The organism is Streptomyces sp. NBC_00016, from assembly GCF_045040885.1.
In the GTDB taxonomy this organism is placed as follows: Bacteria; Actinomycetota; Actinomycetes; order Streptomycetales; family Streptomycetaceae; genus Streptomyces; species Streptomyces coriariae.
This window is the reverse complement of sequence record NZ_CP108304.1, coordinates 5,755,108-5,774,836: the sequence shown is the minus strand read 5'-3', so window position 1 is coordinate 5,774,836 and position 19,729 is coordinate 5,755,108. Positions and strand designations below refer to the sequence as shown.

At 70.7% G+C, this 19,729-nt stretch carries 20 protein-coding genes and 1 tRNA gene; 12 read left to right on the top strand and 9 right to left on the bottom strand.

All coding sequences use genetic code 11. From position 1 onward, the window contains the following. The first annotated feature begins 162 nt into the window (after nt 1-162). The gene (locus tag OG933_RS25660; RefSeq protein WP_405629088.1) at nt 163-750 is read left to right on the top strand and encodes a YwqJ-related putative deaminase; all 588 of its coding nucleotides are present in this window, start codon (nt 163-165) and stop codon (nt 748-750) included. 85 nt (nt 751-835) lie between these two features. Further along, nucleotides 836-1,330 (top strand): SUKH-3 domain-containing protein, encoded by a 495-nt coding sequence (locus tag OG933_RS25655; RefSeq protein WP_020128451.1) that lies wholly within the window; start codon nt 836-838, stop codon nt 1,328-1,330. 34 nt (nt 1,331-1,364) lie between these two features. On the opposite strand, the gene OG933_RS25650 is transcribed toward OG933_RS25655, so the two are convergent. After that, entirely contained in the window at nt 1,365-2,651 is a 1,287-nt protein-coding gene (locus OG933_RS25650) for a sensor histidine kinase (protein WP_405629086.1), read from the bottom strand. Nucleotides 2,652-2,980: 329 nt separating this feature from the next. On the opposite strand from OG933_RS25650, the gene OG933_RS25645 reads away from it, so the two are divergent. From OG933_RS25645 to OG933_RS25620, 6 genes are all read left to right on the top strand, one after another. Beyond that, nucleotides 2,981-3,052: transfer RNA gene (locus OG933_RS25645), tRNA-Gln, on the top strand. Nucleotides 3,053-3,167: 115 nt separating this feature from the next. Then, entirely contained in the window at nt 3,168-4,616 is a 1,449-nt protein-coding gene (gene glmU, locus OG933_RS25640) for a bifunctional UDP-N-acetylglucosamine diphosphorylase/glucosamine-1-phosphate N-acetyltransferase GlmU (protein WP_362523734.1), read from the top strand. A 134-nt stretch (nt 4,617-4,750) separates the two neighbouring features. Next, on the top strand, nt 4,751-5,725 hold the full coding sequence (locus tag OG933_RS25635) for a ribose-phosphate diphosphokinase (protein ID WP_020128448.1): 975 nt from the start codon (nt 4,751-4,753) through the stop codon (nt 5,723-5,725). Between the two features lie 178 nt (nt 5,726-5,903). Then, complete coding sequence (locus OG933_RS25630) at nt 5,904-6,491, top strand: 50S ribosomal protein L25/general stress protein Ctc (protein WP_054244131.1); 588 nt, start codon at nt 5,904-5,906, stop codon at nt 6,489-6,491. A 70-nt stretch (nt 6,492-6,561) separates the two neighbouring features. Further along, on the top strand, nt 6,562-7,164 hold the full coding sequence (pth, locus tag OG933_RS25625) for an aminoacyl-tRNA hydrolase (RefSeq protein WP_405629083.1): 603 nt from the start codon (nt 6,562-6,564) through the stop codon (nt 7,162-7,164). Nucleotides 7,165-7,428: 264 nt separating this feature from the next. Continuing rightward, entirely contained in the window at nt 7,429-7,875 is a 447-nt protein-coding gene (locus OG933_RS25620) for a hypothetical protein (protein ID WP_362523893.1), read from the top strand. Nucleotides 7,876-7,976: 101 nt separating this feature from the next. Here OG933_RS25620 and ppc read toward each other — a convergent pair whose 3' ends face one another. After that, nucleotides 7,977-10,718, bottom strand: coding sequence for a phosphoenolpyruvate carboxylase (gene ppc, locus OG933_RS25615; RefSeq protein WP_405629082.1), 2,742 nt, complete (start codon nt 10,716-10,718; stop codon nt 7,977-7,979). 313 nt (nt 10,719-11,031) lie between these two features. On the opposite strand from ppc, the gene OG933_RS25610 reads away from it, so the two are divergent. Beyond that, a complete protein-coding gene (locus OG933_RS25610) occupies nt 11,032-12,045 on the top strand; it encodes a fatty acid desaturase (RefSeq protein ID WP_362523729.1) in 1,014 nt (337 codons plus the stop codon). Further along, nucleotides 12,042-12,722 carry a TetR/AcrR family transcriptional regulator gene (locus OG933_RS25605; protein ID WP_028806628.1) on the top strand — a complete coding sequence of 227 codons (681 nt, stop codon included), beginning with the start codon at nt 12,042-12,044 and terminating at the stop codon, nt 12,720-12,722. Before OG933_RS25610 ends, OG933_RS25605 begins: the two co-directional genes overlap by 4 nt. A gap of 124 nt (nt 12,723-12,846) precedes the next feature. Here OG933_RS25605 and OG933_RS25600 read toward each other — a convergent pair whose 3' ends face one another. The 3 genes from OG933_RS25600 to OG933_RS25590 form a co-directional block, all read right to left on the bottom strand. Continuing rightward, nucleotides 12,847-13,020 (bottom strand): CsbD family protein, encoded by a 174-nt coding sequence (locus tag OG933_RS25600; RefSeq protein WP_020128441.1) that lies wholly within the window; start codon nt 13,018-13,020, stop codon nt 12,847-12,849. A 65-nt stretch (nt 13,021-13,085) separates the two neighbouring features. After that, a complete protein-coding gene (locus OG933_RS25595; RefSeq protein ID WP_405629079.1) occupies nt 13,086-13,454 on the bottom strand; it encodes a VOC family protein in 369 nt (122 codons plus the stop codon). A gap of 1 nt (nt 13,455) precedes the next feature. Beyond that, nucleotides 13,456-14,253 carry a trans-aconitate 2-methyltransferase gene (locus OG933_RS25590; RefSeq protein WP_362523724.1) on the bottom strand — a complete coding sequence of 266 codons (798 nt, stop codon included), beginning with the start codon at nt 14,251-14,253 and terminating at the stop codon, nt 13,456-13,458. Between the two features lie 104 nt (nt 14,254-14,357). Here OG933_RS25590 and OG933_RS25585 point away from each other — a divergent pair, with 104 nt between their 5' ends. Beyond that, nucleotides 14,358-14,855 (top strand): MarR family winged helix-turn-helix transcriptional regulator, encoded by a 498-nt coding sequence (locus OG933_RS25585; RefSeq protein WP_020128438.1) that lies wholly within the window; start codon nt 14,358-14,360, stop codon nt 14,853-14,855. On the opposite strand, the gene OG933_RS25580 is transcribed toward OG933_RS25585, so the two are convergent. Further along, nucleotides 14,814-15,581: a response regulator transcription factor gene (locus OG933_RS25580; RefSeq protein WP_142264710.1), complete on the bottom strand. Its 768-nt coding sequence runs from the start codon at nt 15,579-15,581 to the stop codon at nt 14,814-14,816. The two genes, OG933_RS25585 and OG933_RS25580, sit on opposite strands and share 42 nt — an antisense overlap. Nucleotides 15,582-15,850: 269 nt before the next feature. Between OG933_RS25580 and OG933_RS25575 the strand changes: the two genes are divergently transcribed. Then, on the top strand, nt 15,851-16,306 hold the full coding sequence (locus OG933_RS25575; RefSeq protein ID WP_327183494.1) for an N-acetyltransferase: 456 nt from the start codon (nt 15,851-15,853) through the stop codon (nt 16,304-16,306). Nucleotides 16,307-16,479: 173 nt separating this feature from the next. Here OG933_RS25575 and galK read toward each other — a convergent pair whose 3' ends face one another. Genes galK through galT form a run of 3 tightly spaced genes read right to left on the bottom strand, consistent with a single transcriptional unit; the run spans nt 16,480 to nt 19,690 of the window. Beyond that, nucleotides 16,480-17,637: a galactokinase gene (gene galK, locus OG933_RS25570; RefSeq protein WP_385250220.1), complete on the bottom strand. Its 1,158-nt coding sequence runs from the start codon at nt 17,635-17,637 to the stop codon at nt 16,480-16,482. Continuing rightward, nucleotides 17,637-18,632, bottom strand: a complete 996-nt coding sequence (galE, locus tag OG933_RS25565) for a UDP-glucose 4-epimerase GalE (protein ID WP_362523719.1) — start codon at nt 18,630-18,632, stop codon at nt 17,637-17,639. Before galE ends, galK begins: the two co-directional genes overlap by 1 nt. Then, on the bottom strand, nt 18,629-19,690 hold the full coding sequence (galT, locus tag OG933_RS25560; protein WP_054244120.1) for a galactose-1-phosphate uridylyltransferase: 1,062 nt from the start codon (nt 19,688-19,690) through the stop codon (nt 18,629-18,631). Before galT ends, galE begins: the two co-directional genes overlap by 4 nt. Nucleotides 19,691-19,729 lie beyond the last annotated feature (39 nt).

Here is a 19,729-nt window from a genome sequence, read left to right as displayed (position 1 = left end):
CGACGACAGCGGTCACCGGCCCTCCGCTTCCGTGACCAGCCGTCACCCCGCCGTGACAGCCCGCCCAAACCCGGGCGTGTCGAACCGCCCCAGCTTCCGCACCCGCCACGCCATTTGGCACTCTGTGACGTCCGGGGGGATGCACGGGAGGGGAAGACGATCATGAACGCGACTCAGACGGGGTCTCACACCGGCAGGTCGGACGACCTGTACACCGGCAACACGGCCGCCCACGACAGCGGCCGGACCGGCGATCCGCAGGCCGGTCGGTCCGGCGATCCCCGCATCGGCTGGTCCGCCACCGAGGCCCCGTACGCGCCCGTCCTGCGCCACCGCAGGGACGGCATACTCCCCACCGTCGCCGCCGCCCTCTCCGTCCGCGGCGCCACCCTCACCAGCACCGCCGCCCGCGCCGACCAGCCGCCGCCCCTGCACCCGCTCGTCCAGGACTTCCTCGACACCCTCACCAGCACCCAACGCGACCGCTTCACCGGACGCTGTGCCGAGGCGCTCCTCATCTCGCGCCATCTCACCGCCGCCGACGCCGCCCGCAGCAGACGCGCCGCGCGTCGTCCCATGACCAACGGCGAAGCGCGCAAGACCCTCAGACAGGCCAAGCTCACCACCCGCCGCATCCGCGAGGACGGCGACCCCCTGCACGGCAGCTTCGCCGCTCCCTGCCGCGCCTGCACCGCGCTCAGCGCCCACTTCGGCGTCCGCATCGTCGACCCGTCGACCGCGGGCGACTGAACCGCCCCCTACCGCCACCCCCCGTGCAGGACGACACGACGGCCCCACCGGGCCACGCACCACCAGCTCGACGAACGAAGGGCCGATGCACCCCGACCGCACTTCCACCACACGCTTCCCCGTCCCCGTCGACGCCGCGCTGCGTGCCGCCGGCTGGCAACCCGGACGCTGGGACATCAAGCAGGCCGAGATCTGGGCCGACACCCTGCGCGAACACACCTCACCCGCCGGGCACCGGCACGCCGTCTTCCCCGCCGCCGTCGAGGCCTGGGCCGAGTTCGGCGGCCTGACCATCGCCCCCACCGGCCCCGGCCGCCAGGTCGCGCCCACCACCGTCCACCTCGACCCCCTGCACGGCCTCCACCTCGCCCGCACCCTCGCCGACCTGGGCCGCGCCCTCGACACCGACGTCGCGCCCCTCGGCACCGAGACCGACACCCAGGGCATCCTCGCCATCGACGCCGGCGGCCGTGTCTACGCCCTCGACCACACCGGCGACTGGTACCTCGGCCCCGACATCGACCAGGCCCTCGGCGCCCTCGCCGCCGGCATCGAACCCGTCCGCCTCACCGCCGGCTGACCGGCCGGCGCGAGCACCGGAGGGCTACGACCGGCTACGACGCCGGTATCACCGCCGACACCCGGAAACCCCCCGCCTCCGTCGGCCCCGACACGAACACCCCGCCCAGCGCCATCACCCGCTCCTTCATCCCCACCAACCCGTTGCCCCCCGACGGGAACCCCGCCGACAACGCCGACACCTCCGGCGGCGGCCCGTTCTCCACCTGCATCGCGATCTCCCCCTCCCGATGCGCCAGGCGCACATGCGTCTTGGCGCCGGCCGCATGCTTGTGGACGTTCGTCAGGGCCTCCTGCACCACCCGGTACGCCGTCTGCTCCACGTCCGCCGCATACGGCCGCACCTCCCCCTCCACCAGCAGCTCCACGACCATCCCCGCGGCCGCCGACTGCCCCACCAGCTCGTCGAGCTCGGACAGACACGGCCCCTCGCCCTCCTCCACCACCACCGCGGCGGCCACCCCCACCGCCACCACCGGCACCGACGCCGCCCGCTCTCCCGGACCACCGCTGCGCAGCACCCCGAGCATCTCCCTCAGCTCGGTCAACGCCTGCCGCCCCATGTCACCCACGAGCGCCGCGTTCCGCACCGCCTTCTCGGGGTCCTTGCGCGCAACGGCCTGCAACGCCGCGGCGTGGACGACCATCAGACTCACGCGATGCGCGACCACGTCGTGCATCTCACGCGCGATCCGGGTCCGTTCCTCGCCGCGCGCCCACTCCGCCCGCTCCTCCGCCCGCTCCGCGAGCAGCTGCAACTCCCGCTCGAGGCTGTCCGCCCGCTCCCGCAGGCTCTCCATGAGCCGCCGCCGAGCGCCGACATACATCCCGAGCAGCAGCGGCGGGGCGGTGAGCCCCAGCGAGGTCGTGATGGCGGCGAACGGGATGAACCAGTCACCGATGGTCAGCCGGCCCTGGTCCATGCTCTGCCGCACCCGCACGAACGTCACGATCAACGTCCCCACCAGCTGCATCCCCGCGAGCGAGGCGATGATCCGGCGGGGCAGCTCGGAGGCGGCGAGGGTGTACAGCCCCACGATGCCCATCAGGTAGCCCATCTGGGCCGGGGTGATCGCGATCGACACCAGCACCACCGCGATGGGCCACTTCCGGCGCACCACCAGAACGGACCCGGCGAGCAGTCCGAACACCACCCCCGCCGCCGCCGGGATCCCCGCGTCCCGCGCGAACGGGATCCCCTCCACCGCGCACTCCACGGCGGACACGAGTCCCAGGCTCCAGTCGAACGCCGCGCTCCGCCATCTGGCCCACCACCACGGCCCTCCCAGGGCCGCCGTGTCCTCTTCCCCCGTCGTGGTCATGCCTCCAGCCTACGGGCGCGACCCCCGGCTTTTCCGGCGACTTTCCCCGACCGGCCGACACCACACTCCGTAACCGAACAGCATCGAAACCCACCGGTATCCCTCGAACTGCCGAACCACGCCTGTTCGAGGGCGGAACCGACGATTCCACCCTGGGTCACGCCAGGGCGGACGGGCGCCGCCAACCCCGGCGAGGGCGACCACGATTGCCCTGCGGTGACCGCGCTCCGGAGCACCGGCGAACACCGTCGCATCGAGGGCTGATGGTGCGGCATAGTAGGAGGCGCCACTCGACGGCCTGACTGATTGTCCGGTCGTGTCGTCATCATTCCCCCGTGGTGTAATTGGCAGCACCGTGGCTTTTGGTGCCATTTGTCCGGGTTCGAGTCCTGGCGGGGGAGCCTTACCAGGTTCGGGCCCTGACAGCACGGTCAGGGCCCGCTCTCATGTCCCCAAAGAAACGCCCCGGTATCCTTCGGATGTCCCACCCCACTCCACAGCCGAAGGGCAACTTCCGTGAGCGCCATTCGCCCGGCAGCCGTCGTCGTTCTCGCAGCGGGTGAGGGCACCCGTATGAAGTCCGCCATACCGAAGGTCCTGCACGAGATCAGCGGCCGCTCCCTCGTGGGTCATGTGCTGGCCGCGGCCCGTGAGTTGGACCCCGAGAACCTGGTCGTCGTCGTCGGACACGCACGGGAGAAGGTCACGGCGCATCTCGCCGAGGTCGACGCCGGTGTACGCACCGCCGTGCAGGAGGAGCAGAACGGCACCGGGCACGCCGTCCGGATGGGGCTCGAGCAGCTCGGCGGCGACATCGACGGCACGGTGGTCGTCGTCTGCGGCGACACCCCGCTGCTCACCGGCGCGACCCTCGCGGAGCTCGCCGCCACCCACCACGCGGACGGCAACGCCGTCACCGTCCTCACCGCCGAGGTGCCGGACGCGACCGGCTACGGGCGGATCGTCCGGGACGGCGCCTCCGGGACCGTCACCGCGATCGTCGAGCACAAGGACGCCAACGACGCGGTGCGCGCGATCCGTGAGATCAACTCCGGGGTCTTCGCTTTCGACGGGGCACTGCTGGCCGACGCGCTGAAGAAGGTCCGCACGGACAACAGCCAGGGCGAGGAGTACCTGACCGACGTCCTCGGGATCCTCCGGGAGGCCGGTCACCGGGTCGGCGCGTCCGTCGCCGCCGATCACCGGGAGATCGCCGGCATCAACAACCGGGTGCAGCTCAGCGAGGCCCGCCGCATCCTCAACGACCGGCTGCTGACCGCCGCGATGCTGTCCGGCGTGACCGTCGTGGACCCGGCGACGACCTGGATCGACGTCACCGTCACCTTCGAGCGGGACGCCGTCGTCCTCCCCGGTACGCAGCTGCACGGCAGCACACACCTCGGCGAGGGCGCCGAGGTCGGCCCCAACAGCCGGCTCAAGGACACCCAGGTCGGCGCGGGAGCCCGGGTCGACAACACCGTGTCCGACGGCGCCCGTATCGGTCCGGACGCGTCCGTGGGGCCGTTCGCGTACCTGCGGCCCGGCACCCGTCTCGGGGCGAAGGGCAAGATCGGCACGTACGTCGAGACCAAGAACGCCGCCATCGGCGAGGGGACGAAGATCCCGCACCTCTCCTACGTCGGTGACGCGACGATCGGTGAGTACACCAACATCGGCGCGGCGAGCGTGTTCGTGAACTACGACGGACAGGACAAACACCACACCACCGTCGGGTCGCACTGCCGTACGGGTTCGGACAACATGTTTGTGGCTCCCGTCACGGTCGGGGACGGCTCCTACACCGCTGCCGGGTCCGTGATCACGAAGGACGTACCGCCCGGTTCGCTGGCCGTGGCCCGTGGTCAGCAGCGGAATATCGAGGGTTGGGTGGCCCGCAAGCGCCCCGGCAGCGCGGCAGCGAAGGCGGCCGAGACGGCCTCCCGCCAGGCGGAAAGCGAAAGCTGACCGGAAACGGGCACGTCGGACACGGCGTACCGTGATAAGTGCACACCCGCACCCCACCAGCTGAGACGGCCCCGTCGCGCCCAGCGGCGAGGCTTCTCGACACCCAGCTGAGACACCTCTGAGGAGACAGTGCTGTGACCGGGATCAAGACGACCGGCGAGAAGAAGATGATGTTCTTCTCCGGCCGCGCCCACCCCGAGCTTGCCGAGGAGGTCGCCCACCAGCTGGGTGTCGGGGTCGTCCCGACCAAGGCCTTCGATTTCGCCAACGGTGAGATCTACGTCCGCTACCAGGAGTCGGCGCGAGGTGCGGACTGCTTCCTGATCCAGAGCCACACCGCTCCGATCAACAAGTGGATCATGGAGCAGCTGATCATGATCGACGCGCTGAAGCGCGCGTCGGCCCGCTCGATCACCGTCATCGTGCCGTTCTACGGCTATGCCCGGCAGGACAAGAAGCACCGCGGACGTGAGCCCATCTCGGCCCGTCTGATCGCCGACATGATGAAGACGGCGGGCGCGCACCGGATCCTGACGGTGGATCTCCACACGGACCAGATCCAGGGCTTCTTCGACGGCCCGGTGGACCACCTCTTCGCGCTGCCGCTGCTCGCCGACTACGTGGGCAGCAAGGTGGACCGCGACAAGCTCACGGTCGTGTCCCCGGACGCGGGCCGGGTGCGGGTGGCCGACCGCTGGTGCGACCGGCTGGGCGCGCCGCTGGCGATCGTGCACAAGCGGCGCGACAAGGACGTGGCGAACCAGGTGACCGTCCACGAGGTCGTGGGTGAGGTCAAGGGCCGGGTCTGCGTGCTCGTCGACGACATGATCGACACGGGCGGCACGATCTGCGCCGCCGCGGACGCGCTGTTCGCGCACGGCGCCGAGGACGTCATCGTGACGGCGACGCACGGTGTGCTGTCGGGTCCGGCGGCCGACCGCCTCAAGAACTCCAAGGTCAGCGAGTTCATCTTCACCAACACCCTGCCGACGCCGGGTGAGCTCGAGGTGGACAAGATCACGGTGCTGTCGATCGCGCCGACGATCGCGAACGCGGTGCGCGAGGTGTTCGAGGACGGTTCGGTGACGAGCCTCTTCGACGAGCAGTGACGGTCCTCGTCTAGATCGATTTCCTGTACGGCCTTCCCGCTGCGTAAACTGCCACAGTTGCTCGGCGAGGGAGGCCGTACACGTCTGTGTACAGCTGTCCGTTATCGACGCGCTCTTCGTAGCAGGCCGACGGTTTGGCCGGGTGACCACCTTTCCCCCCTTTCTACGAGGAGTGAACATGGCCGAGGTCAAGCTCGCAGCCGAGACCCGCACCGAGTTCGGCAAGGGCGCCGCCCGCCGTATCCGCCGTGACAGCAAGGTTCCCGCCGTGGTCTACGGCCACGGTGCCGACCCCGTGCACATCACGCTGCCGGGCCACGAGCTCCAGCTCGCGCTGCGCACCCCGAACGTCCTGCTCAGCCTCGAGATCGACGGCAAGACCCAGCTGGCCATCCCGAAGGCCGTGCAGCGTGACGCGATCAAGGGCTTCCTGGACCACGTCGACCTGCTCCTCGTGAAGCGCGGCGAGAAGGTCAACGTCGAGGTCTACGTCCACACCGAGGGCGAGCTGGCCCCGGGCGCCTACCTCCTCGAGCACGTGCTGAGCACGCTGAACGTCGAGGCCGAGGCCACCCACATCCCCGAGTCGGTCACCGTCTCCATCGCGGGCCTCGAGGCCGGCGCGGCCATCCTCGCCAAGGACATCCCGCTGCCCAAGGGCACCACGCTGGCCACCGACGAGGACGCGGTCGTCCTCCAGGTCCTGGCCGCCCAGGCGGAGGAGGCCCCGGCGGAGTCCGCCGAGGCCGAGGGCACCGAGGCCTGATTTCCCGGCACCTCATCCCGTCGGCCGCCGCTTCCTCCGGGGAGCGGCGGCCTGCGCGTATCAAGGAGACATGGACGTGACGACCGACGCCAATGCCCCCTGGCTGATCGTGGGTCTCGGCAATCCCGGCCCCGAATACGCCATGAACCGGCACAACGTCGGCTTCATGGTGGCGGATCTGCTGGCCGAGCGGATCGGGGGAAGGTTCAAGCGGGCGGGCAAGGCGCAGGCCCAGATCGTCGAGGGCCGGCTGGGTCCGCCCGGTACGGGGAGCCGGCGGGTGGTGCTGGCCAAGCCGATGTCGTTCATGAACGTGTCGGGCGGGCCGGTGAACGCGCTGCGGGACTTCTACAAGGTGCCGGTGGCGAACATCGTCGCGGTGCACGACGAGCTGGACATCGACTACGGCGTGCTGCGGCTGAAGCTCGGCGGTGGGGACAACGGGCACAACGGTCTGAAGTCGATGACGAAGGTGATGGGCCCGGACTACCACCGGGTGCGGTTCGGGATCGGGCGGCCGCCCGGGCGGATGCAGGTGGCGGACTTCGTGCTGAAGGACTTCTCCTCGGCCGAGCGCAAGGAGCTGGACTACTTCGTGGACCGTGCGGCGGACGCGGCGGCGGCCCTGGTGCTGGAGGGGCTGGAGCGGGCGCAAAGCACGTACAACTCCTGACTTGTCACCCACCCGGGTTGACGGGCCGTTCAGGCATGGCCAATGATCCCGGCCATGCCTGCCACAGCAGCCTCGTCCCACCGCCGCCGGGGTCACTCCCGTAAGGGCTCGGCCAAGAGCTCGGCCAGAGGCGCGGTCACGGCCAAGGGCTCGGTGTCGGGCTCCGGCTCCGGCTCGGCCAAGGGATCGGCATCGGCCAAGGGGGCTGCCGGGGGCTCGGCCAAGGGAGCCAGGCCGGCCAGGGGCTCGGCCTCGGGGACCGCGTTGCGGTTGGGACGGCTCGTGGCGATGGGTGCGGTCGCCGTACTGATCCTGTTGGCGGGGGTGTGGGGTTCCTGGGGGTCCGCGCAGCACGTGATGCTGACGAAGGGCCGGGAGCAGGGCACGGTCGAGGTGACGCGGTGCGGTGAGGACACGTGTGCGGGGCCGTACACGCCGCTGTCCGCCGGATCGACGGCACGCGCGCGCGTGGCGATCGAGAAGTCGGTCGCGGTGCGCAAGGGCGGGATCTACACCGTGGTGATCAAGCCGGGCAGTGACGAGGTGGTGCGGTCCGGTCCGGCCGGGGTCCTGTACGCGTGGGTGCCGCTCGGCGGGGCGCTGCTGCTGGCCTCGGTGGTGGTCGCGGGCGGTCTGGGGCGGGTGCGGGTGGGCTGGGCGCTGGCGGGGTCGGGCGTCGCGTTGCTGACGGCGGCGTTCCTCGCGGTGTGAGCGTGTGAGCGTGTGAGCGTGTGAGCGTGTGAGCGTGTGACAAGAGGGTGCCCCCGGGTTCGTACGAACCCGGGGGCACCCTCTTGTGCGCAGAGCGGGGGTCAGCCGGTGTTGCGCAGGCCCGCGGCGACGCCGTTGACGGTGAGGAGCAGGGCGCGGGCGAGGAGCGGGTCGGGCTCGGCCCCCGCGGCCGCGGCGTCACGCTGCCGCTTGAGCAGGGTGACCTGGAGGTAGGAGATCGGGTCGAGGTAGGCGTCGCGGATGGTGAACGTCTGCTTGAGCACGGGGGTGGCGTCGAGCAGTTCCGGTTCGCCGGTGATCTTCAGTACCTCGGCGACGGTCAGGGCGTGCTCGGCCTTGATCCGGTCGAAGACGTGCTTGAGGTCGTCGGGGACGAGGGTGTCGACGTAGTGCTGGGCGATGCGCAGATCGGTCTTCGCAAGGGTCATCTCGACGTTGGAGATGAAGTTCCGGAAGAAGTGCCACTGATCGCGCATCTCGTCCAGGACGGTGTCGAGGCCTGCTTCGCGCAGCGCCTTGAGGCCGGAGCCGACGCCGTACCAGCCGGGGACGATCTGGCGGGACTGGGTCCAGCCGAAGACCCACGGGATGGCGCGCAGGCCGTCGAGCGAGACGCCGGAGCCGGGGCGGCGGGAGGGCCGGGAGCCCAGGTGCAGGTCGGCGAGCTGGTCCACCGGCGTCGACGCGAGGAAGTACGTCGGCAGGTCCGGGTCCTCGACGAGGGTCCGGTAGGCGTCGTGGGCGGCGTCCGAGACGACGTCCATCGCGGCGTCCCAGCGGGCGAGGGCCTCGTCGGACTGGCGGGGCGCGGTGTGCAGGGCGGAGGCCTGCAGGGTCGCGGCGACCGTCAGTTCCAGGTTCTCCCTGGCCAGGGAGGGGATGAGGTACTTGTCGGAGATGACCTCGCCCTGTTCGGTGACCTTGATCTCGCCCTCCAGGGTGCCCCAGGGCTGGGCGAGGATGGCGTCGTGGGAGGGGCCGCCGCCGCGGCCGACGGTGCCGCCGCGGCCGTGGAACAGCCTCAGCCGGACGCCGTAGCGGTGGGCGACGTCACGCAGTCGGCGCTGGGCGCGGTGGATCTCCCACTGGCTGGTGGTGATGCCGCCGAACTTGGAGGAGTCCGAGTAGCCGAGCATGACCTCCTGGACGTCTCCGCGCAGCGCGACCAGGCGCCGGTAGGAGGGGTCGGAGAGCATGTCCTCGAGGATGGTGTCGGCGGCCTTCAGCTCGTCCGTGGTCTCCAGGAGCGGCACGATGCCGATCTTCGCCCAGCCGGCGTGCAGGTCGACGAGTCCGGCCTCGCGGGCCAGGACCGCCGCCGCGAACACGTCGTCGGCGCCCTGGCACATGGAGATGATGTACGACTCGATGACCTCGGGCCCGAAGACGGCGAGGGCCCGCTTGACCGTCTGGAAGACCCCGAGGGTCTTCTCGCCGGCGGCGTCGACGGGGGCCGGGCTGGGGGCGAGCGGCCGGCGGGAGCGCAGTTCCTTGGCGAGGAGCTTCGTGCGGTACTCGCGGGGCATGTCGGCGTAGCGCCAGGACTCCTCGCCGAGGCGGTCGAAGAGCTGACCGAGGGCGTGGTGGTGGGCGTCGGCGTGCTCGCGGACGTCCATGGTGGCGAGCTGGAGGCCGAACGCGGCCAGGGTACGGATGGTGCGGTTCATCCGGCCGTCGGCGAACAGCCCGCCGCGGTGCTCGCGCAGGGACGTCTGGATGAGGGTGAGGTCCGCGAGGAGCTCGGCCGTGCCGAGGTAGTCGCGCCCGGTCTCGTGCGGGATGCCCTTGGCGAGGCGCTGCTTGGTGTTCTCGAGCTTCTGCCGGATGCAGGTGGCCTTGAGCCGGTAGGGCTCTTCGGCGTTGAGGCGCTTGTAGCGGGGGCTGATCTCGGGCAGTCGTTCGAGGTCGCCCTTCAGCGACTCCAGGAGTTCCTCGGTGGCGCCGGTGTAGCGGATGGAGTTGGAGAGGAAGCCGCGGAGCTCGTCGATCATCTCCAGGGCGTCGTTGATGCCGTGTTCGTGCTGGAGGATGAGAACGTCCCAGGTCACCTGGGGGGTGACGTTGGGGTTGCCGTCGCGGTCGCCGCCGATCCAGGTGCCGAAGGTGAGCGGGCGGGTGTTCTCGGGGAGCTTGACGCCGACCCGTTCCAGTTCGGCGGTGAGGTCCTCCAGGACGTCGCCGACGGCGCCCGCGTGGAGTTCGTCGAGGTAGTAGATGGCGTTGCGGGCCTCGTCGGCGGGCTCGGGGCGTACGACCCGGAGCTCGTCGGTCTGCCAGACGAGGTCGATGTTCTCGGCCAGGCGGGTGTCGTAGCGGCGGCGGTCGGCCTCGATGACGGGGGTCTCGAGGAGCGCGGCGATGCGCCGGAGCTTGTTGAGTACCGACCGGCGCGCGGCTTCGGTGGGGTGCGCCGTGAACACGGGGCGAACGTTGAGGTGGCGGACCGTCTGCTGGACGTGTTCGGGGTCGACGTCCTTGAGGCGGTCGGCGGTGCGGGCGAGCAGGCCGCCCTCGGCGGCGCGGCGCTCGCGCAGTTCGCGGCCGCGGTGGACCTGTTCGGTGACGTTGGCGAGGTGGAAGTAGGTGGAGAAGGCGCGGACCAGCTTGGCCGCGGTCTCCAGTTCGATGCCACGCAGCAGTTCGGCGGCGGCTTCGCCGTCCTCGCGGGTCAGGCGGCGGACCTTCTCGACCAGGTCGAGGAGCTCCGGGCCCTCCTGCCGTACGAGGGTCTCGCCGAGCAGGTCACCCAGTCGGCGGATGTCGGCGCGCAGCTCGGTGCTGGTCGTTGCGGTGGCCTGGCCAAGGTCGTCGGCACTGCTCACAGGTGCGGCTCCTTGCAGTGTTGAAGCTCGTCCGGGAGGGAACCCGTACTCCGGCCCCGCGGCGGGCGTCGCATAGGGGCCGGACATCCGGGAAGAAAACAGAGCGGACCGCGCTGTCCGACTGTCTCCAAGGATAGGTGTCCCTGGGGACGCGCAGGTTGGCGGGCTCTTGCCGCCGGGCAGGGCGCTGCCATACTTACGATGCCGTAGGTTACGGAACCGTAGGGAGCAGGGCGTTGGTTCGCTGTGCGACCTTCCGCGGTGTGCGGAACTACGGCATCTCCCTCAATCCAAGACCCCCCAGGGGACGCGCATGACCACAGGCAGCTCCAACGTGATCGATGACCCTTCGAAAGCGCCCGACGACACCCCCACGCCCTCCGCCACGCTCGGTGGCGAGCAGAAGCGTTCGATCGAGCAGATCATGCTGCTGATCTTCATCGTCGTCCCGTTCCTGGCGGTGCTGGCGGCGGTGCCGCTGACGTGGGGCTGGGGGGTGAGCTGGCTGGACCTCGGTCTGCTGGTCTTCATGTACTTCCTCGGCTGCCACGGCATCACGATCGGTTTCCACCGCTACTTCACGCACGGCTCGTTCAAGGCCAAGCGGCCGCTGAGGATCGCGTTGGCGATCATGGGGTCGATGGCGGTGGAGGGCCCGCTCGTGCGCTGGGTGGCCGATCACCGCAAGCACCACAAGTTCTCCGACGCGGACGGCGACCCGCATTCACCGTGGCGGTTCGGCGAGACGCTCCCGGCCCTGATGAAGGGCCTGTGGTGGGCACACATCGCATGGATGTTCGACGAGGAGCAGACCTCGCAGGAGAAGTACGCGCCGGATCTGATCAAGGACCCGGCGATCCGCGCGATCTCCCGGCAGTTCGTCTACTGGACGATCCTGTCGCTGGCGCTGCCGCCGCTGGTGGGCGGCCTGGTGACGATGTCCTGGTGGGGCGCGTTCACGGCGTTCTTCTGGGGCTCGCTGGTGCGGGTGGCGATGCTGCACCACGTGACCTGGTCGATCAACTCGATCTGCCACGCGGTGGGCAAGCGCCCCTTCAAGTCGCGGGACCGCTCCGGCAACGTCTGGTGGCTGGCGATCCTGTCCTGCGGCGAGTCCTGGCACAACCTGCACCACGCGGACCCGACCTCGGCGCGGCACGGCGTGATGCGGGGCCAGCTGGACTCCTCGGCCCGGTTCATCCGCTGGTTCGAGATGCTCGGGTGGGCCTACGACGTGCGCTGGCCGTCACGCTCGCGTATCGATTCGCGCCGTAACACCGGTGAGGGCGGCTCCCGACGGGGGAAGGCCACCGCCGAGGCGGCATGATTGACGGCGTGGCGACCGATCCCAGCAGTAACCCCAGTAACGAAGCGAAGCCGCGGCGCGCCCGGCGCACCCGTATGACGGGTGCGGAAAGGCGCCAGCAGCTGCTCGAGATCGGTCGCACCCTGTTCGCGGCGAAGGGTTTCGAGGGCACCTCGGTGGAGGAGATCGCGGCGAAGGCCGGGGTCTCCAAGCCCGTGGTGTACGAGCACTTCGGCGGCAAGGAGGGGCTCTACGCGGTCGTGGTGGACCGGGAGATGCGCCGGCTGCTGGACATGGTCACGTCGTCGCTGACGGCGGGCCACCCCCGCGAGCTCCTCGAACAGGCGGCGTTCGCGCTCCTCGACTACATCGAGGAGTACACGGACGGTTTCCGGATCCTGGTCCGGGACTCCCCCATCCCGCAGTCGACCGGGTCGTTCGCGTCCCTGATCTCCGACATCGCCACCCAGGTGGAGGACATCCTGGGCCGCGAGTTCAAGAGCCGCGGTTTCGACCCGAAACTGGCCCCGCTGTACGCCCAGGCCCTGGTCGGCATGGTCGCCCTGACCGGCCAGTGGTGGCTGGACGTACGCCGTCCGAAGAAGGCGGAGGTGGCGGCCCACCTGGTGAACCTGTCCTGGCACGGGCTGGACGGGCTCGAGGCGAAGCCGCACCTGATAGGACGCCGGAAGGCCTGACGGGACGCCGTCCGCATACGAACGCGGCAACCACATGCGGGCGGGGCCCCGACCACGAAGGTCGGGGCCCCGCCCGCATGTGTGCCGTCGGCGCCCGCGGGCGCGTCGGTGCCTCACGACGTCGTCAGTGCTTGAAGACGTCCTTGGTCTTCTCCTTGGCCTGACGGGCGTCACCCTTGGCCTGCTCGGCGCGGCCCTCGGCCTCCATCCGCTCGTTGCCCACGGTGCGGCCGATCGTTTCCTTCGCCTTGCCCTTGGCCTGTTCCATCTTCGCCTTGGACTTCTGCTCGCCTGCCACTGTCCATCACTCCCAGTCAGGTCTGCGTGTGGTCTCAGTACTGCGAGTGACCCGCCCGGCGCCCCTCAAACCCCGCCGACCGGCTCCAGGAACTCCAGCCGGTTGCCGACGGGGTCCAGGGCGTAGAAGCGGCGGTGTCCCGGCAGGTCCATGTCCCAGGTGACCGGTGTGCCATGGGCCTCCAGCCGGGCGGCGTACGCCTCGATACCGGTGACCCGCAGCCCGGGGTGCGCCTTCGCGGACGGTTCGAAGCCCGGCTCGATCCCCAGGTGCAGGTGCACGGCTCCCGCCCGGAACCAGCATCCTCCCCTCGCCGCGAGCACCGGCGGCTTGGGGACCTCGGTCATCCCGAGGGTGCCGGTGTAGAAGCGGCGCAGCAGGTCCTCGGAGCCGGGCGGGGCGGCGAGCTGCACATGGTCGACGGCTGCCAGCACGTCAGGCCCCCTTCACGGCCACCGCGAACAGGCGGCGGAACGGCAGTACGGTGCCGTACTCCGCGCTCGGGTAGGCCTCGCGGAGCAGGTCGCGGTAGTCGGTGACGAAGGCGTCGCGGGCCTCGGGGTCGTCGGCGAGGGCGTCGAGGGCGGGGCGCAGGCCGGTGCCCTTGACCCAGTCGAGGACCGGGTCGTCGCCCTGGAGCACATGGAGGTAGGTGGTCGTCCAGACGTCGGTGGCACAGCCGAGGCGGGCCAGCCGGTCGAGGTAGACGCCGGGGGCGTGGACGGAGTCCTCGTGCCGCAGGACATGACCGAGGCGGCCCTTCCAGCGGACGCTGTTGCCGAGCTCGCGCATCAGGGCGTGCAGGGGCGCGTCGATGTTGTGGGGGACCTGGAAGGCGAAGGTGCCGCCGGGGGCGAGGCCGTCCAGCCAGCCGGCGAAGGCGTCGAGGTGGCCGGGCACCCACTGGAGGGCGGCGTTGGAGACGAGCAGGTCGTACGTCTCCTGCGGCGCCCAGGTGGCGAGGTCGGCGTGGGCGAAGTCGAGTCGCGCGCCCGCGTGCGCCGCCGCGTCGGCGAGCATCTGCGGCGAGTTGTCGTAGCCGGTGACGCGGGCGGTGGGCCAGCGGTCGGCGAGGACGGCGGTGAGGTTGCCGGGGCCGCAGCCTAGGTCGGCGATCCGCGGCGGGTCGCCGGGCAGGCCGGGGACGCGGGCGAGGAGGTCGCCGAAGGGGCGGCCGCGGTGGCCGGCGTGACGCAGGTACTGGGCGGGGTCCCAGCTGGGGTTGGTCGTCATGCCTGACACCTTCCCCTCCGCTTTATCTTGATGTCAAGAGACTTGATATCAAGATGCTCCATATCAAGAGACTTCACGTCGACACAACCACTACACTGATCGTCATGGAGGACGAGGTCGATCGGCTGGTCGCAGCGTGGCGCCGGGAGCGCCCGGACCTCGACGTGGAGCCGCTGGAAGTACTCAGCCGGGTGAGCAGACTGGCCCGGCACCTGGACCGCGCACGCCGTCTGGCGTTCTCCGAGCACCAGCTGGAGCCCTGGGAGTTCGACGTCCTGACGGCGCTCCGGCGCGCGGGGGCGCCCTACCAGCTCTCGCCGGGCCAGCTGCTGACGCAGACGCTGGTGACCTCGGGCACGATGACGAACCGTATCGACCGGCTCGCGAAGAAGGGCCTGGTGGAGCGGCTGCCGGACCCGAGCGACCGCCGGGGTGTGCTCGTCCGCCTCACGGACGACGGCAAGGACCGCGCCGACCAGGCACTCGCCGGACTGCTCGACCAGGAACGAGCGATCCTGGCCGAGCTCTCGAACGCCCAGCGCGGCGAACTGGCGGGCCTGCTACGCCAGCTGACCGCCCCGTTCGACAACATCCCCGGCTAGATCCACCGGCCCCACGCCCGCCCGGCGGGCGAGGGCGACCGCGGCGAGGGTGGAGTGCACGCCCAGCTTGCCGAGGACGTTCTGCATATGGGTGCGGACGGTGTGCGGGGAGAGGAACAGCCGGTCGGCGACCGCCTTCCTGCCCAGTCCCGCGACCATGCAGCGCAGCACTTCCCGCTCCCTCGGCGTGAGCGACTCGACCAGCCGTTCGCTCTCGGTGCGGTGCTTGCGGGCGGCCGTCAACTCCCGCAGGACGCCGGTGAGCAGGGCGGGCGGGAGGTGGGTCTCCTCGCGCAGCACGCCTCTGATGACGGTGAGCAGACGGGACAGCGAGCAGTCCTTCGCCACCCAGCCGGACGCCCCGGCCTGAAGGGCGAGGGCCGCACGGCGCGGCTCGTCCTTCTCGGCGAGGACGACGATGCGGACATGGGGCTGCGCGGACCGGACCCCCACGACCAGCGATATCCCGTCGACGAGCCCGTCCTCCCCCACCTCCTGCACGGGCACGGCGGGCCGTATGCCCGGCAGCGCGGCGCCCAGGTCGGCGTCGACGAGCAGCACGTCGTACCGGCGCCCCTCGGCGGCCGCGCGTTCCAGACTGCGCAGTGCCGCCGGGCCGCTGCCGGCCGCGGACACGTCGACGTCGGGCTCGGCGGCCAGTGCCGCGGCGAGTGACTCGGCGAAGATACGGTGGTCGTCGACGACCAGTACACGAATGCGAACCACGAAACCCCCTCCCCCAAGCTCCTTGACAGAGCAGGGGATACCCCAAGGTCCGGAGACGGAGAACGACGACCGCGCGGACACGACGCCCGAAGGAGAGGCCACTACCGCAACGGCCGCCGCCGTGCAGAGACTGCTACCCCCACCGCGGGCGCCGTACCCGACTGTCTCGCCCCCTGATCAGCACCGGCCCCCACCGGCACTGTTCACAGGGTAGGGCCGCGGGCGTAGAGCGGAAGGCAAATTGCAGGATTGGTTCGGCCACCGCGTTTATGGTGTGCCGCATGTTTCGTCTTGAGACAGAAGTCGACAGGACTCGCCGCGATCTTCTCCGTTCGCGGCTTCTCGCCACCAACACCGAGGCCTCCCCGGTCCTGCGCGCACTGCGCGGCACCCCCGCGGAACGCGAATCGGCGCTGCACGTCTGGGCCTCCGACCCGGGCGGCGATCTGGCCGGCGGTCTGGTGGGCCACACCTGGACGACCTGGCTGCACGTCACCTACCTCTGGGTGGACGCCCGGCACCGGGGCACGGGCCTGGGCAGCGCCCTCCTCGCCGAAGCGGAGCGCATCGCCCGCGAGCAGCGCGGCTGCGACCGCGTACGCCTGGAGACCTGGGACTTCCAGGCCCCGGAGTTCTACCGGCGCCGAGGCTACGAGGTGGTCTGCGTGATCGAGGACTACCCCCCGGGCCTGACGGAGTTCACCCTGACGAAGAGGCTGGGGTAGCCCCTCCAGCCCCTCCAGCCCGTCCAGCCCCTCCAGCCCGTCCGGCGCTTGAGGACGAGGCCCTTTCGGGCCGAAAAAAGGGGGGGTCTGGGGGCGCAGCCCTCAGGGTCGGGAACGGGAAGGGGCGGCGGGGGCGAGATCAACTCGCGCACCCACCGCCCCGCGCAGAACAATCAGCCCAGCCGACGCGCCCCCGCCGCGGGCACCGCCTCGAACACCCTCGGCGCCTTGTGTCCCGCGGCCGCGAACGCCTCTTCGACGGCCTTGGTGAGCGTCTCGACATCGGTGGCCTCGGCCAGCACGATCGCCGAGCCGCCGAAACCCCCGCCGGTCATCCGCGCACCGAGTGCCCCGTGGGCGAGCGCGGTGTCGACGACGAGGTCCAGCTCGGCGCAGGAGACCCGGAAGTCGTCCCGGAGCGAGGCGTGACCCGCCGTCAGGACCGGCCCCACCGCGCGGGTGTCGCCGCCCGACTCCAGGAGGGCGACGACCTGCTCCACCCGCTGGTCCTCCGTCACCACATGGCGGACCAGGCGGCGGACCTCCTCCTCGTCACCGAGCCGGGCGAGGGCCGCGTCCAGGTCGGCGTACGCGATGTCGCGCAGCGCGTCGACACCGAGGAGGGCGGCGCCCTTCTCGCAGCCGGCCCGCCGCTTGCCGTACTCGCCACCGCTGTGGGCGTGCGTGACCTGCGTGTCGACGACCAGCAGGCGCAGGCCCTCGGCGGCCAGGTCGAGGGGGATCTGCTTCTGCGAGAGGTCGCGGGTGTCGAGGAACAGCGCGTGGCCGGCCTCGCAGCACGCGGACGCCGTCTGGTCCATGATGCCGGTGGGCGCGCCGACGTAGACGTTCTCGGCGCGCTGGCACAGGCGGGCGAGCTGCCAGCCCTGGAGCCCGAGGTCGTAGAGGTCGTTCAGCGCCAGGGCCACGACGACCTCGATGGCCGCGGACGACGACAGGCCCGCGCCCGACGGGACCGTCGAGGACAGGTGGATGTCGGCGCCGGTCACCGCGTGCCCGGCCTCGCGCAGGGCCCAGACGACTCCGGCCGGGTACGCCGTCCAGGCGTCGTCGGACTCGGGCGTCAGCTCGTCGAGCCGCAGCTCGGCGACGCCGCTGTCGAGGTCGGCGGAGTGCAGCCGCAGCACGCCGTCGGTGCGCCGTGCGACCGCCGCGACCGCGATGTGCGGCAGCGCGAAGGGCATCACGAAGCCGTCGTTGTAGTCGGTGTGCTCACCGATGAGGTTGACGCGGCCGGGCGCCGCCCAGACGCCCTCGGGCTCGGCCCCGTACAGCCGGACGAAACCCTCGCGAACTTCCTGTGCCCCCACTACGACTCCCTTGCGCTGCTTGCGATGTGCTGAGCGAACTCCCACGCGTCCGCGACGATACCCGCGAGATCCGCGCGGGACGGGTTCCAGCCCAGTCGCTCACGGGCGGTGGCCGCCGAGGCGACCAGGACGGCCGGGTCGCCTGCGCGACGAGGGGCCACGACCTCGGGGATCGGGTGGCCGGTGACCTCGCGGACCGTCTCGATGACCTCCCGCACGGAGAAGCCGTTGCCGTTGCCGAGGTTGCAGATGAGGTGCTCGCCGGGCTTGGCGGCGGCTACGGCGAGGAGGTGGGCCTCGGCGAGGTCGGCGACGTGGATGTAGTCGCGGACGCAGGTGCCGTCGGGGGTCGGGTAGTCGTCGCCGAAGACGGAGATGGCCTCGCGGCGGCCCTGCGCGACCTGGAGGACGAGCGGGATGAGGTGCGACTCGGGGTCGTGGCGCTCGCCCTGCTCGCCGTACGCGCCGGCCACGTTGAAGTACCGCAGGGAGACGGCACCGAGCCCGTGGGCGGCGGCCTCGCCGCTGATCATGTGGTCGACGGCGAGCTTGGAGGCGCCGTAGGGGTTCGTGGGCTGCGTCGGCGCGCTCTCCACGATCGGCACCTGCCGCGGCTCGCCGTACGTCGCCGCCGTGGACGAGAAGACCAGCTTGCGCACGCCGGCCTCGCGCATGGCGCCGAGCAGGGCCATGGTGCCGCCGACGTTGTTGTCCCAGTACTTCTCGGGCTTGACGACGGACTCGCCGACCTGCGAGAACGCGGCGAAGTGGAGCACGGCGTCGAAGGAGTCGTCGAGCCACTTGGCGGCGTCGCGGATGTCGCCCTCGATGAACGAGGCACCTGCCGGGACACCCTCGCGGAAACCGGTGGAGAGGTTGTCGAGCACGACGACCTCGTGGCCGGCCTCCAGCAGGTGCCGGGCGACCACGCTGCCGACGTAGCCCGCGCCACCCGTGACCAGATACTTGCCGCTCGTGCCGGTGGTGCCGCTCATGAACTCGCTACCTCTCGCAGTCGCCGGGCCGCGAACTCCGGCGGGACGTCGTTGATGAAGACGTTCATGCCTGATTCGGAGCCCGCGAGGAACTTCAGCTTGCCGGAAGTGCGGCGAATGGTGAAAAGCTCGAGATGGAGCGCGAAGTCGTCCCGGTTGACGCCCTCGAACTCCTCCAGCGCGCCGAACGGCGCCTGGTGCCAGGCGGAGATGTACGGCGTGGGCGGTTCACCTTCGCCGAAGATCCGGTCGAAGCGCCTCAAGAGTTCCAGATAGACCTGGGGGAACTCTGTGCGCGCCTCCTCGTCGAGGGCGAGCAGGTCCGGCACCCGGCGCTTCGGGTAGAGGTGCACCTCGTACGGCCAGTGCGCCGCGTACGGCACGAACGCGACCCAGTGTTCACCCTCCAGGACCACCCGCTCGTCGGCGAGTTCACGCTCCAGGACGGCGTCGAAGAGGTTCTCCCCGCCGGTCGCCTCCTTGTGCGCCGCGACCGAACGCAGCATCAGCGCGGTGCGCGGAGTGGTGAACGGGTAGGCGTAGATCTGCCCGTGCGGGTGACCCAGAGTCACACCGATCTCGGCGCCGCGGTTCTCGAAGCAGAACACCTGTTCCACGGAGGGCAGATGCGACAGCTCGGACGTCCGGTCCGTCCAGGCGTCGAGGACCAGTCGTGCCTGTTCCTCGGTGAGGTCGGCGAAGGACGCGTTGTGGTCGGAGGTGAAGCAGACCACCTCGCAGCGCCCGGAGTCGCCGGCCAGCGAGGGGAAACGGTTCTCGAAGACGACGGCGTCGTACGACGAGTCCGGGATCTCGCTGAGCCGGTCGCCCTGGGAGGGGCAGAGCGGGCACTCGTCGGCCGGCGGGTGGTAGATGCGCCCCTGCCGGTGCGAGGCCACGGCGATGGAATCGCCGAGCAGGGGGTCCCGCCGTACCTCCGAAGTGGTGACCGTGGGGTCCAGCGGACGCCTGTCCACCGCGTCGCGCACCGAGTCGTCCCGCTGGTCGTAGTAGATCAGCTCACGACCGTCGGCCAAGCGGGTCGAGGTCTTCTTCACCGCGACTCTCCATCCGTACCTCTAGACCCGCAGACCTAG

Coding starts and splice junctions, on each gene's coding strand:
- OG933_RS25660 (WP_405629088.1), top strand. CDS start 163: ATGAACGCGACTCAGACGGGGTCTCACACCGGCAGGTCGGACGACCTG.
- OG933_RS25655 (WP_020128451.1), top strand. CDS start 836: ATGCACCCCGACCGCACTTCCACCACACGCTTCCCCGTCCCCGTCGAC.
- OG933_RS25650 (WP_405629086.1), bottom strand. CDS start 2,651: ATGACCACGACGGGGGAAGAGGACACGGCGGCCCTGGGAGGGCCGTGG.
- OG933_RS25630 (WP_054244131.1), top strand. CDS start 5,904: ATGGCCGAGGTCAAGCTCGCAGCCGAGACCCGCACCGAGTTCGGCAAG.
- pth (WP_405629083.1), top strand. CDS start 6,562: ATGGACGTGACGACCGACGCCAATGCCCCCTGGCTGATCGTGGGTCTC.
- OG933_RS25610 (WP_362523729.1), top strand. CDS start 11,032: ATGACCACAGGCAGCTCCAACGTGATCGATGACCCTTCGAAAGCGCCC.
- OG933_RS25605 (WP_028806628.1), top strand. CDS start 12,042: ATGATTGACGGCGTGGCGACCGATCCCAGCAGTAACCCCAGTAACGAA.
- OG933_RS25590 (WP_362523724.1), bottom strand. CDS start 14,253: ATGACGACCAACCCCAGCTGGGACCCCGCCCAGTACCTGCGTCACGCC.
- OG933_RS25585 (WP_020128438.1), top strand. CDS start 14,358: ATGGAGGACGAGGTCGATCGGCTGGTCGCAGCGTGGCGCCGGGAGCGC.
- OG933_RS25575 (WP_327183494.1), top strand. CDS start 15,851: ATGGTGTGCCGCATGTTTCGTCTTGAGACAGAAGTCGACAGGACTCGC.
- galE (WP_362523719.1), bottom strand. CDS start 18,632: ATGAGCGGCACCACCGGCACGAGCGGCAAGTATCTGGTCACGGGTGGC.